At 42.3% G+C, this 13,052-nt stretch carries 13 protein-coding genes; 10 read left to right on the top strand and 3 right to left on the bottom strand.

The window, feature by feature from the left end; genetic code table 11:
- The first annotated feature begins 138 nt into the window (after positions 1–138).
- The 4 genes from Pcarn_RS19225 to Pcarn_RS19210 all read left to right on the top strand — a co-directional run bounded on the left by Pcarn_RS19225 (position 139) and on the right by Pcarn_RS19210 (position 5,910).
- The gene (locus Pcarn_RS19225; RefSeq protein ID WP_261835933.1) at positions 139–1,116 is read left to right on the top strand and encodes a LacI family DNA-binding transcriptional regulator; all 978 of its coding nucleotides are present in this window, start codon (positions 139–141) and stop codon (positions 1,114–1,116) included.
- Positions 1,117–1,665: 549 nt separating this feature from the next.
- Complete coding sequence (locus tag Pcarn_RS19220; RefSeq protein ID WP_261835932.1) at positions 1,666–2,730, top strand: porin; 1,065 nt, start codon at positions 1,666–1,668, stop codon at positions 2,728–2,730.
- A 537-nt stretch (positions 2,731–3,267) separates the two neighbouring features.
- Positions 3,268–4,422 (top strand): carbohydrate porin, encoded by a 1,155-nt coding sequence (locus Pcarn_RS19215; protein ID WP_261835931.1) that lies wholly within the window; start codon positions 3,268–3,270, stop codon positions 4,420–4,422.
- Between the two features lie 366 nt (positions 4,423–4,788).
- On the top strand, positions 4,789–5,910 hold the full coding sequence (locus tag Pcarn_RS19210) for a carbohydrate porin (RefSeq protein WP_261835930.1): 1,122 nt from the start codon (positions 4,789–4,791) through the stop codon (positions 5,908–5,910).
- A 53-nt stretch (positions 5,911–5,963) separates the two neighbouring features.
- On the opposite strand, the gene Pcarn_RS19205 is transcribed toward Pcarn_RS19210, so the two are convergent.
- On the bottom strand, positions 5,964–6,308 hold the full coding sequence (locus tag Pcarn_RS19205; protein ID WP_261835929.1) for a hypothetical protein: 345 nt from the start codon (positions 6,306–6,308) through the stop codon (positions 5,964–5,966).
- 656 nt (positions 6,309–6,964) lie between these two features.
- Between Pcarn_RS19205 and nfsA the strand changes: the two genes are divergently transcribed.
- The 4 genes from nfsA (at position 6,965) to Pcarn_RS19185 (ending at position 10,685) form a co-directional block, all read left to right on the top strand.
- Positions 6,965–7,687: an oxygen-insensitive NADPH nitroreductase gene (nfsA, locus tag Pcarn_RS19200; RefSeq protein WP_261835928.1), complete on the top strand. Its 723-nt coding sequence runs from the start codon at positions 6,965–6,967 to the stop codon at positions 7,685–7,687.
- Positions 7,687–8,229: a DUF1415 domain-containing protein gene (locus Pcarn_RS19195; protein ID WP_261835927.1), complete on the top strand. Its 543-nt coding sequence runs from the start codon at positions 7,687–7,689 to the stop codon at positions 8,227–8,229. The genes nfsA and Pcarn_RS19195 overlap by 1 nt, the downstream gene beginning before the upstream one ends.
- A gap of 754 nt (positions 8,230–8,983) precedes the next feature.
- The gene (locus Pcarn_RS19190) at positions 8,984–9,925 is read left to right on the top strand and encodes a porin (RefSeq protein ID WP_261835926.1); all 942 of its coding nucleotides are present in this window, start codon (positions 8,984–8,986) and stop codon (positions 9,923–9,925) included.
- Between the two features lie 142 nt (positions 9,926–10,067).
- Positions 10,068–10,685, top strand: a complete 618-nt coding sequence (locus Pcarn_RS19185; protein WP_261835925.1) for a glutaredoxin domain-containing protein — start codon at positions 10,068–10,070, stop codon at positions 10,683–10,685.
- A gap of 139 nt (positions 10,686–10,824) precedes the next feature.
- On the opposite strand, the gene Pcarn_RS19180 is transcribed toward Pcarn_RS19185, so the two are convergent.
- The gene (locus tag Pcarn_RS19180) at positions 10,825–10,959 is read right to left on the bottom strand and encodes a hypothetical protein (protein WP_261835924.1); all 135 of its coding nucleotides are present in this window, start codon (positions 10,957–10,959) and stop codon (positions 10,825–10,827) included.
- A 335-nt stretch (positions 10,960–11,294) separates the two neighbouring features.
- Here Pcarn_RS19180 and Pcarn_RS19175 point away from each other — a divergent pair, with 335 nt between their 5' ends.
- Positions 11,295–11,798: a helix-turn-helix domain-containing protein gene (locus Pcarn_RS19175; protein WP_261833299.1), complete on the top strand. Its 504-nt coding sequence runs from the start codon at positions 11,295–11,297 to the stop codon at positions 11,796–11,798.
- Positions 11,687–12,640, top strand: coding sequence for an IS3 family transposase (locus Pcarn_RS19170; RefSeq protein ID WP_315972707.1), 954 nt, complete (start codon positions 11,687–11,689; stop codon positions 12,638–12,640). Before Pcarn_RS19175 ends, Pcarn_RS19170 begins: the two co-directional genes overlap by 112 nt.
- Before the next feature lie 60 nt (positions 12,641–12,700).
- Here Pcarn_RS19170 and Pcarn_RS19165 read toward each other — a convergent pair whose 3' ends face one another.
- Positions 12,701–13,048, bottom strand: coding sequence for a hypothetical protein (locus Pcarn_RS19165; protein WP_261835923.1), 348 nt, complete (start codon positions 13,046–13,048; stop codon positions 12,701–12,703).
- Positions 13,049–13,052 lie beyond the last annotated feature (4 nt).

The following is a 13,052-nucleotide window of genomic DNA, read 5'->3' as shown; positions in this document are numbered from 1 at the left end:
TATATGCGGCCATATTACTAAACCGATTTAGCCAAACAAGCAAAATTTAATCACTAAATCCATTTAGTGGGATCTTGATCAGGATTTTTCGAAGATCTTATGCCAATATTCCAACATCTTTAGCTCAAGGTTATTTACATGGCTCGCACTAAGTACACACTGGCTGATATCGCTAAACTCGCTGAGGTCTCTAAGTCCACAGTGAGCTTTGTACTTAATGGTCATGCACAAAAACACCGTATTCCTGAGTCGACTGTCGAAAAGGTTCTAGAAATTACCCAGAGGCTTAATTACCGCCCTTCTAGTACCGCAAGAGCACTACGAACTAAGCAGTCTCAAAGTTACGGACTGATCATTCCTGACATCGCAAACCGTGGCTTTGCTCTGATTGCAAAAGAGTTAGAGAAACTGTGCCGCAATGCCGGTGTTCAGTTACTCATGGCTTCGACTAATGACGATGTCGATAATGAAAAAGAGATAGCTAACCAACTGATAGCCAGAGATGTCGACAAATTAATCGTTGCTTCCGGCATGAAAAATGCGGACTTCTATAACCAGTTAAATCTCACAACGCCTGTTGTCGCATTTGACCGCTCGCTGGAAAATTCCGACTTTCCAACTGTGACCACAGATACCCGCTCAACGACTGAGTCTCTGCTACTTGAATGTTTAGAGGGTGTTGAGGAATGCTTCTATATTGGCGGCCAACCAGAGCTGTCCTCTAGCCAACTGCGTTTGTCTGGGTATCACACAGCTATGGCACGTTTACATATAGACGCACCTGATAGCCATATATTTGAGTTAGACTATGAAGTTGAGAGTGGATACAAGATGATGAAGCAGGTTTTAGAGGTGAACCCAACGCCTCAAGCTCTGTTTGTTGCATCTCACTCTCTAATGCAGGGCGTTTTGAAGTGTATTTTTGAGCATCAGCTTTCCAATGTGCGTCTGTGCTGCTTCGATGATGACCCTATCTATGACTGTCTTGCGTTCCCAATACACTCTATCGAACAAGATTGTCAGGCTATCGCCAGCTCTATCTTTTCTTTGCTAACCACCGAAACTCCCGTCAAAAATCAGCACCATAAACTGGCTGCTATCCTTCATCATCGATAACCCTGAGCTATAACGCTTACTAATCTTATCTTCGAGTATATTTAGATCAGTCCTAGACAACCTTCTCTGTAGGTTAAACCTCGAACGCCACCTCTGTTCAATTCTCACTTACTACATTCAATTATCGAATCTCCCAAAATCTTGCCTCTATATATAACCCAATTTCAAAACACAAAAAGTTAATAAAAAGTTAAACACGGAAACATATAGGCAACCAAGCAAACTTCAGCCACACAAAAATAAATAAATCTATATATAGTACCAAATACTATTTATAGGCAAGAAATCGAGCACCTCTTGTATGATTTAGAGTAAATTTTGCACAAACAAAAGCATAAAATGTAATTTTTATATCTAAATAACTGTTTTTAATAGCAATTTCATAAAAATATAAAAATGTGACCCAGCCAAGCAAAAATATTTCTTACCAGTTGTTTCAGGGATAAATAATCATCAAACTGAGCCCCGTTGTCACTTTAATAATAATTTACCAGGCAACGGCTTGTTAATAATTAAATAAGAATACAGTTTCTTTACATAGGATTCACAATGAAACACTCGCACAAGATCTCTATTACAGCCCTACTAGTTTCTTCAGTTCTTTCTGTAAGCGCATTTGCAGAAGATGCTCTGCAAGCACAATCATCTGTTGATAACATCTCTGACCTATCTTCTACAGCAGATACTCCAAACAACCTTTACGACTTTATCGATAACGAAAAACTAAAAGGTGTGGCATACGCAGGCGCAGAACTGGGCGGTTCAGCTCTATTCGGTGACCAAACTGATGGAAATGGTGATGACGCTTCTTTCGAACACTGGGATATGTTCAAAGTAGGTGCTGATTTCACTTACCTGGTAAACGACCAACTGTCCCTACTTCTAGGCGGTGAAGCACGCTACGCTTGGTCTGGTTTCGATACTAAACTTGAACCACAAAACTACGTTGACCGTTTCCAATTTGGTTTCAAAACTGTAGCTGGTACAACAACTTACGGTAAGCAATGTGGTATTGCCGATGTTTACCTAGGTTTTGGTGACATCTCTAAAGAATTTGGTCTTGGCGCAGAAGCTGATGAAGTTGCTTGTACTGACGAGCAATTCAACCATCACTACATCAACGACAACTTCGATATCGGTGTAGCTTATGAACACCAACACGATGCTTGGGCTGTGGGTGGTTCTGTTACAGCAGGTCCAGTTGTAATTGGTGGTACTTACGTAGATATCGGTAAATCTGGTAACTACCAAGATATGATGCCAGGTAAAGATCTAAGCGAAACTGTTTACACTGTAGGTGCGGTTCTTGTTCTAGATAAATTTAATGTTGCAGCAAAATACGCAGCATCTGAGATGGATACTGACAATGGTACGCTAGACACGACTGGCTATGCATTCGGTGTTGCTTACCAAGCAACCATGAACCTATCTCTAGCTGCAACTTACAACTACGAAGACTATGACTTCTCAACAAACGCGCTTGATTCAGACGACGATTGGTTCACAGTGGGTGCTTCTTACCGCATCAACGAGCACTTTGAATTCGTAACTGACTACAAAGTAGCTTCAGAAGCAGACGATAAATTGTTCCTGCGCGTTAACGTGTCTATCTAATCCTAATATATAGATAGAAGCAACGAGCCGATCTCTTGATCCCAAGCTTTGGTCAAGACACTTCTCTAGCTCAAATCCTTAAGGGTGACTTTTAATCTAGGTCACCCTTTCTTTATTTCCTATCCCTGATGCCAGACAAAATCACTCGCGGAATAGTATGAACAAACAATAGAACCCAAGCGTCTCAGATACCCCCTCACTCTTTCATTTTTAAGTACTTATTGACGTCAGATATGCAACAAACTCTCTGTCATGCAAGATTACATTTTGTGACATAGATCAGCCCCCCTCTCTCAATGTGCCTGATTGATATAAATAAAAACATCAAATCATTGTTTTTAAAGGTTTTTATTGGCCTTTTCTAAAGTGTGATTTAGAACAGCAAAACGATTTAGCTAAGCTATTTTTCATACTCGACAAAACTCAGAATACCCCGCAGAGCAAAGATTCAAGCCAGCCACTATTCGTAGGCCAAATGTAATCTTTATTACAAACAGCGAAACAAAGAGTTCGCGAAAGAAAAACCACGGGGTTTACATGAAAAACACATTTAAGCTATCTCTAGCAGCAGTCCTAGTTTCAAGTGCAATGACAGCAAACGCTGGCAGTGTCTTCGAGATGAAAGGTGATAACGGTAGCTTTTTCTCTATTGGCGGTAACGTCGAGCTTAACTTCAACTATGTCGATGGTGACCAAGACACTGGTGTTGACTTCGATGTTGAAGACAGCGAGTGGAACCAAGATGGCCGAGTACTTATCGAGTTTGCCGGTGAAAAAGTTACTGACAGTGGTAACTATGTAGGTGTTAAAGCACAGCCTCTGTTCGAAAGTACAGGTAACGTGGCGCTTGATGATGCCTACTTTGAGTTTGGTAAAAAAGAAAGCTGGGCAGTCCGAGCTGGTCGTTATGAAGCCTATGACATGTTCCCGCAAGTAGACGTATTCCTAGACTACTCCGGCGATACTGCAAACGACCTATATACAGACGGTTCTCTATATGTATACCAAAGTAAAGAAGCACGTGGTCGTGGTTCTGACGGTCAAGTAATGTACTTCCAGAACTTTGGTAACCTATACGTTGAGCTTGGCACTATGCTAGGTGACCGTTCTGGTCTATTCAGTGACAGCGGTATCATAGATGGAAAATCCTATCACGGTGAAGCAATCGTTAGCACTGAAGATTCTTTCCTAATTCGCCCAGTTGTTGCTTACACCATGGGTAACTTCAAACTAGCTGCTTCTATGGAAACTAACCTAGCAGAAGATACTGCTGTAACCTCTAGCGGCGTTGATGTGGGTGACCGTACCGGTTACGGCCTATCTGGTAACTACGCAAACGGCGACTTCTCTGCAAACCTAAGCTTGGCATACATGGATGCGGTTGACGAAGAGAACTACTCTGCCAGCGTTAACGTTCTTTATAAGAACTTCGGCCTAGGCTACATCCACGGTACTAACAGCTACGAGTCTAAAGAAATCAATTTCGTAGATGGTGATGTGGCTGTAGATACAGCTTATGCATCTTATACCTTTGAGAATGTGCTAGCGGTTGAAGACTTCTCTATCCTACTAGGGGCGTTCTACTCCACTATCGACGACAGCGATCTTGAGCGTAATTCACTCACTTCTGTAGGTACTTTCCAAGAAGAAGACGATTTCGGTGGCCGTATTCGCCTATTCTACGAGTTCTAATCTCAGTCTATGAACTAAATATGGAAGGGAGTAATGGCACTCCTTTCCATTTTTGAACCTATATAATCACGCTTTATGCAACAAAGCTCTTGTCATACAAATTCATAATATGTGACCTAAGTCCGTTCTCTCATTCCTTTTACATCAAAGCTTATAAATAAAAGCATCAAACCCTTGAAAAGAATAGGGTTTTTGTCGTTTTTCTAAAATGTGATTTAGATAGGCAAAACGATTTAGCAAAAATTGCCGTTACTGCTACTCAAAACGCAGAATACCCCCCATCACAACGATTCATCAAAGCAATGAATCATGTGACAAACAGCGAAACGAAGAGTTCGCAACATAAAAATAATCCACGGGGTTTACATGAAAAACACATTTAAGCTATCTCTAGCAGCAATCCTAGTTTCTTCTGCTATGACAGCTAACGCTGGCATCTCTATCGTTGACAATGAAGAAGGCAACTTCTCTATCGGCGGTAACGTCGAGCTTAACTTCAACTATCAAGATCGTGAGATGATGGACGATAGCGAGTTCAACCAGGACGGTCGCGTTCTAATTGAATTTGCAGGTGAAAAATTCACAGACGCAGGTTACTACGTAGGTGTTAAAGCTCAGCCACTTTTCGAAAGTACTGGTAACGTTGCACTGGATGACGCGTATTTCGAATTCGGTAAGCAAGACAGTTGGGCAGTTCGTGCAGGTCGTTACGAAGCATACGACATGTTCCCTGTAGGCCTAGACGTATTCCTTGAGTACTCTGGCGACACTTCAAACGAACTATATTCAGATGGTTCAGCGTATATCTATCAAATGAAAGAAGCGCGTGGTCGTGGTGCTGACGGTCAGATCATGTACTACCAAAGCTTTGGCAACCTATACGTTGAGCTAGGCACTATGCTAGGTGACCGTTCTGGTCTATTCAGCGACGATGGCATGCTTGGTCAGAAAACCTATCACGGTGAATCCATTGTTAGCACTAAAGACTCTTTCCTAGTTCGTCCAGTTGTCGCTTACAACATGGGTGACTTCACTGTTGCTGCTTCTATGGAAACTAACCTAGTTAACGATACTGCTGTTACTTCAAGCGGTGTTGATGTGGGCGACCGTACTGGTTACGGCCTAACAGGTAACTGGGCTACTGGTGACATCTCTGTAAACGCGAACTTTGCATACATGGACGCAGTTGACGAAACTAACATGTCTGTTGGCTTGAACGCACTGTACAAAAACTTCGGTCTTGGTTACATCTACGGCATGAACGAGTACGAAAACAAAGAGATCAAAGGTTGGGCTGACGGTGACGTAAACGTTAGCACCTACTATGCATCTTACGAGTTCACCAACGTACTAGCAGTACAAGACTTCTCTGTTCTTCTTGGTGCTTACTACTCAAGCGTAGACAACAAGCTTGATAACCCAGGCTCTGCGATGTTTGAAGAGCACGACGACTACGGTGCACGTATCCGTCTATTCTACGAATTCTAATAGCAGCCTACTCTGCTTAAATACTAAAGGAGCCCTCGGGCTCCTTTTTCTCGTTATAACAGCGGGTTTTTCGAGGCATTCTCTCTTTGCCATCCTCGAATTACTTTCGCCACACCTTTACAGTGCCCCTTTAGGATCTGATATTCCGGATCGAAGGGTTCCCCAATAAAGGTAGTGCGATGCATCTGCTCTGTCTTTAAATCCACTTGAGTGGTCACCCTGCCCTTAAAGTTTTGGAAAATAGCAAACTGCTCACTGGCGTAAACAAGTTGGCTTGGGTAATAGATAAAATGATCCTGGGTTTCTGAAAGCATGCAATGCAATTGATCCGTGCCTTTTGCCTGGACCCCATTGGCAAACAAGACACCTAGCGCGACGATAGCCCCTACTCTTCCCATAAATTTGCTCCCTCAAATTCAACAACATAAGTGTAAGCCAGATTCTGAAGCTTGCTGTAGTGCTCTGATTTCCCCATAGATTGTGCGATATCTCTTACAAAGCTGTGCGAGTTAGTTAAAAACCATTAACATTTAAAACATAACAAAAACAGTAACCTACTGATTAATAAAGGATAAATGAATAACTTAGAGTGATCGTATATAAAACAAACGGCGTATTAAGTTGTAAATAAAGTCGCAAGGCGTATTATGGCTATGTCGACAGGGAGTTGGCATAGTCTCTAAGGGAAAGCCAGATGGCTCGACTACTAGGAATGTAGTCCCAAGGAAGACACAGTTTCAGGAAGAAACGACGTTTAACACGGATAGTTGAACGATAGGACACCGTCGGGATGACGATGTGACAGGATAAGGTTAATGGAGTTAACCATATCAGGGATAGTATTAGGGAATGTGTTTGTAGCAGGATTGCTGCGCTAAAAATTTGCCCCTCCAGCGCTTGCTGGTAGGGGCTTCTTTTTGCCTGGCGTATAAGACACGCATTTCACTTTGCTCATCTTTCAATGAGATCTCATTTTCACCCATAAATCCTGTTTGCCTGTTGCTCTGATAGCGCAAATTGATAAGCTGAATAAAACCCTCACAAACAACAGCTTATGAATTCCACAATTGATACCTTATTGAGCCATCGCTCTATTCGCGCCTTCACCCCTGAACCAATCAAACAAGAACAACTGCAAGCCATTCTAGACTGTGGTATTGCGGCTTCTAGTTCTAGCTTTATCCAATGTGTCTCTATTATCCGTGTTACCGATCAAACCAAGCGTGAAAAGCTTGCTGAGTATGCGGGTAATCAAGCCTATGTCGCCAACTGCGCCGAGTTCTTTGTGTTCTGCATCGATTACAATCGCCATAAGCAGATCCACCCTGACGCACAGCTTGGTTTCACTGAACAAACCTTAATTGGCTCTATCGACGCAGGCTTAATGGCACAGAACTGCCTAACGGCGGCTGAATCTCTTGAACTGGGTGGTGTGTATATTGGCGGGCTCAGAAACAACCCTGACAAGGTTGCAGATCTGTTAGAGCTGCCTGAGAATGTGTTACCACTGTTTGGACTCTGCCTAGGGCATCCGGCTCAAGCGCCAGAGATCAAACCACGTTTACCAAAACAGATCTTGGTACATGAAAACCAATATCAAACGCTCGATACAGATGTGCTGGCCACTTACGACAAAGTAATTGAGCAATACTACGCGACGCGCACTGACAATAAGAAAACCATGACTTGGTCTGAGCAAATTACAGGTACTCTGAGTAAAGAAGCACGACCTTTCATGAAGGCGTTTCTACACAAGCAAGGCTTTAGTATTAAATAATGGACAAGGTGCAACAAGAAACGCTGCAGTGGCTTAAAGAGGTGGTGATAGGACTCAATCTCTGTCCTTTTGCAGCCAAACCGTTTAAGAAAGATCAGATCCGAATCGCAGTAAGTGAAGGGACATCGGAAGAAGAGGTGCTAGAAACCCTATTACAAGAGATGTTATTGCTGGATAACGAACCTGCGGACGTTCTGGAGACCACGCTGGTCGTTATACCTAATTTCTTGCAGGACTTTACCGACTACAACTTTTTCCTAGATTGGGTAGACGCACTAATCAAACAGCAAGGGTATGAAGGCACTTATCAAGTGGCGACATTCCACCCCGACTACTGTTTTAACGGGTGTGAACCAGAAGATGTGGAGAACCTAACTAACCGTTCTCCTTATCCGGTGATTCATTTGATAAGGGAAGAGAGCATCTCTAAGGTGCTTAAGCACTTCCCTGCCCCTGATTCTATTCCTGATACCAATATCGAGACGGTTTCTAAGTTAACTCAAGAGGAATTGCAGAAACTCTATCCTTTCCTTTGGCGTTAATCGACAAAGTTCACATGACCACATTCAGCGCACAAGTACTTTCGCTTGCTGCGCTGACTGAATAGCCTCTCCCACCAAGAGCGCTTCTCTCGAAAATAAGGCAATTCCGCCCGACACTTTTTACACTTTAGACTCATTCTTCCCTCATATTCATAAAGTGAACCATTACCGGGATAATTATTCTGTTTCAGCTTAAAAAGTACATCATTCCGTAACAAATTCACACACTATATTAGGTTTCTTGGTCTGAGTGGTGAAAATATATCTATTAAAAGCTTACTAAAGTGCTTATAGCGTTATTAATAAGTCACTCTTCTCGTTCGAAAAATAAACTCACTAAAGATAAATAGAGATCAAGATCACATTTACTCTAGTCTAATTGAACTTGTAAAATAATGTGTCTAGGTTGATTTACTCAAAATCCCAGTATGCTAATTAGTAATCAAAAACTAATAATTTTACATTTAAGCTTCTGTATCTTTATTTTAAATTCAATTTAAACAGCAACTTAAGTACATAATCAATTTCTACACCTTATATTTATAAACAGTTTTAATACAAATATTTCAGTTATATTAATCTGGGCAAATCTTAGACATTAATACAGATGAAATCTAACTGAAACCGTTCCGTAATACTCGATTCATTAGACGTTCACATTCCAAATCTAAATTACCAACACATCAAACGGGCACAGCCCGAATAATAAACTCCCGAGTAAATTACTCATTTTTAGACAAAATAGGACTTTAAAATGAAAAAGGCAGCGTTAACTACTGCGATTCTAGCTGTAATGGCTTCTGGTTCAGCGGCAGCAGCAACAGTTTACAAGGATGACACTACTGAACTGAAAATCGGCGGTCGTGCGGAAGCTCGCTTCAATATTTCTGACAACAACGAATCTGATACTGACAGCACTTTTGCTGATAAGTCTCGTGCACGTCTAAACATCGTTGGTAAATCTCAAATCTCTGATGACCTATACGGCTTTGGTAAGTACGAAGCTGAGTTCGACACTGACGCTTCAATCACTAACCGTTATGCGTTTGCAGGTCTTGGCACAAACTTCGGTGAGTTCTCTTACGGTAAGCAAGATTCAGCTCAGGTAATCCTAACTGACATCACTGATACTATGGCTACATTCGGTGCAGATTCTGCTGACATCGTTGCAGGTAACAAAGATAAGCGCTCTAACAACTTCCTATACGCAGGTGAGTTCGGTGGCCTGAACGTTCAAGCTAACTACATCGCTTCAGACGAAAAAGATGCAGACAGCTACGGTATCTCTGCACTATATGGTTTTGATTTCGGTCTTGACCTAGGTCTAGGTTACGTTGGTCAAACTAACGGTGACGACGATGACAGCCAGATCAACTTCGCAGCACAGTACTCTATCGCTGACTTCACTCTAGGCGGTTTCTACGGTCTAGGTTCAGTTGCAGATGAAGACGTAAACGCATTCGAAATCTCAGCGCTATACAAGCTAAACAAGTGGACTTTCGTTGCAGTGTACAACTACAACGACGTAGACACGCTAATCAAGCAAACTAAAACTGGCCTAGACGAAGTAGACAACTTCGCTATCGAAGCAGTTTACAAGTTCAACGGTAACCTACGCACTTACGCGGGCTACAAGTTCGAGCAAGTTGACAACCAAGACGACCAAATCCAAGCGGGTATCCGTTACGATTTCTAATCTAATTTCAGTAAATTCTGAATCCCTTTTGACCGAGCCTAGTGCTCGGTCTTTTTGTTTTACAAATACTTTTAGTCAAAAGTGAAATTTTCTTTGCACTGGTTAGTTCTTATAATTCAGGAACAGCATAAGGAATCGCATCATGACTAAGCCAATCAAAATCACACTCTATCGTTGGGCCGGCAGTTGGGGACCATTTAAGGTAAACATCCCATGTGGGGAGTGCACCCTAACCAAAGATATCCTTAAAGATACCTTTGAAACCGAGCTCAAAGACGTAGAGATTGAGTTTGAGGTGAAGGATTGGCTGTCACACTGGTGGGAGCCACTAAAGAAAGGTGCATGGCACGCCCCTATCCTGCTTGTCGAGGGTAAAGTGGTAAGCCAAGGGGAAGCGCTAAACCGAGGCGTTCTGGTGCAGTCGGTTATCGCAGAGTGGACGAAACGAGACAACCTGCAAGGCAACATCGTTTATGGTAAAGCAACCTGCCCGTACTGCATCAAGGCGAAGAAGATGCTGGATGAAGCTGGAATTGAATACACCTATCACGATGTAGTAAAAGAAAGTGCAGCGCTATACCGCATGATCCCTGAAGTGAAAGCGCATATCGGTCTTAAAACTCCAGTGACAGTGCCGCAAATCTGGATGAACGGTGAATATATCGGTGGTGCAGACAACCTTGAAAACTGGTTAGGTTCAGAGAAAAACCTTCAAGTTCCTAACAACGTTCTAGATATGCCAGTGGCTGGTAATCAGTAACCAAACAATCAGAAACTAACCTGTCCCGATGCCTAGTGTGTCGGGATTTTTTTATCTACAGACATGTAATTGAGTTACTGACCGCAGATACAAAAAAGCCCCGGTGTTATCACCAGGGCTCTCAGAATTCGTTTCGTGATTACTTGATCACTTTCGCTAGAAGCTTCTTAAACATAGAAGGCTTACGACGAACAATTGCGTTGCTGAATTGGTTTTCAATTGTTTTACGAGCAACTTGTTGACCAAGTAGCATTGCACCTAGATCATTGTTCATGCTTATCTCCAAACTGTAATTAAATTTCGTTTATGGATGTAATTTACACCCTGAATGGGAGTAAAGCAAGACATAGATCACATTTATATTGTAAAAGTTTCATGAATAAGTGGCGAATTAAACAGCGCATTTGTAATGAAACAAACAGGAACAAGCCAGTTAACAAAAGGGCTGAATGAACATACATCTTGGTTATCAATAGCTTACAATCTATAAATGCCATTCTATAAGAAACACAGCTAGATGTAATAAATTTACACAATCACATATAAAAAAGCCCGAGACACTTGAACTGACCCCCAATAGTTGGACAACCAATTATTGTGGGTCTTTTTATGTCCAAATACAGCAGAGAGTTTAAACTATCGGTAGCGAAGCAATGCAGTGACGGAATATCGTCTAGAGCACTCGCTAAGATATTTAATGTCAACTCCAGACAAATACGATACTGGACGCGTGTCTATGAAGAGAATGGCGAGCAAGCGTTTCTTCATAAACACCTCACAACAGCGAAAGCGAAGTTCGACGCTTTATGCCTAATGTGGGAAAACAACTGGTCGATCAATAAAACAAGCGCTGTGCTCAACCTCTCTACTCCATCTGCTTTATCTAGGTGGCTTCACCAGTACCAAGACTCTGGTGTCGTAGGGCTTGAGCCAAGATCGCGAGGACGAGCCACTATGAAATCTAAATCGCACACTACCAACAAACCAGACGATGAGATGACATTAGAGGAGCTAAAAGAGGAGCTTCTATATCTTCGTGCGGAGAATGCGGTTTTAAAAAAGTTGAAGGAGCTAAGACTGGAAAAAGAAGGACAAACCAAGAAAAAGCGCTGACTGTTTTAGCTCTAAAGCCTGATCATCCTCTTAAGTACCTATTGCGAGCGATAAAACTTGCTCGGAGTGTGTTTTACTACCAAGTAAAGGTGGCTCAGAAACCCTCGAACTATGCTAGTGAGCGTGAGCTTATTACTCGTATCTTTTATCAGCATAAAGGTCGTTACGGTTATCGACGTATCTACTGGACCTTGCGAAATAGGGGCATTCAAATAAACCATAAAACGGTCTACAAATTAATGAGAGAGCTAGGACTTAAATCCACTGTTAGACCGAAAAAGTATCGCTCCCATAAAGGAGAGTTAGCTTATGCAGCACCGAATAAGCTCGACCGAAACTTCTTTGCATCCAAGCCAGATGAGAAGTGGGTTACTGATGTTACAGAGTTTAAGGTCAAAGGACAGAAGGTCTACCTATCACCTGTCATCGACCTCTTCAATCAAGAAGTGGTGTCTTATCAGGTGACAAAACATGTTCGACTTCCGCTGGTACTAGATATGTTGAAAGCTGCGATTAACAAGCTCCCAAAAGGAACTCAGCCATTACTACACAGTGATCAAGGTTGGCAGTATAAACACAAGTTGTACGTCAGGATGCTAAGAGAACGTGGAATAGAACAAAGCATGTCTCGAAAGGGCAATTGCCTAGACAATGCTGTGGCGGAAAACTTCTTCGGTCTACTTAAAACGGAGATGTATCATGGTCGGGACTTCGACAACGCGGATGACTTGATTAGAAGCATCAAAGAGTACATCCATTACTACAACACTGAGCGAATCAAAGTGAAACTGAAAGGCCTGACTCCGATAGAATATCGAAACCAAGCCTTGAAAGTTGCTTAAGAGAAATGTCTAACTTTAAGGGGGCACTTCACACTGCTCGGGCTTACTAAAATTTTCCAGTTAACTGCGTTTTGGTTGGCGATAAGTCTTGCCAGCAGCCTTATAGGTGTCGCTTTGCTTCATATCGAAGAAGGCATCGAAGAACCAAGCTACAAACTTGATGGTTGGTTCGTCTGTATTCATTACATGCTCAACGAACTCTTCTAGGTCATCACCTTCTTGTTTGGTAGTCACGTGGTAAACACGTTGCTCGCCGTTTACTTCAGCTACCGCAAACTGGCCTTTGAGGCCTACAGCTACCTCAGCTACTTCTTCATCTTCGCTTTGTTGAAGAAGCGTAAGCGCAGCTGGAAGGTCGTTACAGGCACTGGCTGTTTGTACCAGTTGTACAAAATCGTCTTGAGTCATCTTT

The sequence above is a fragment of the Vibrio ishigakensis genome, assembly GCF_024347675.1.
In the GTDB taxonomy this organism is placed as follows: domain Bacteria; phylum Pseudomonadota; class Gammaproteobacteria; order Enterobacterales; family Vibrionaceae; genus Vibrio; species Vibrio ishigakensis.
Note: the sequence above shows the minus strand (reverse complement) of the source record. Positions and strands in the feature narration are given on the sequence as shown.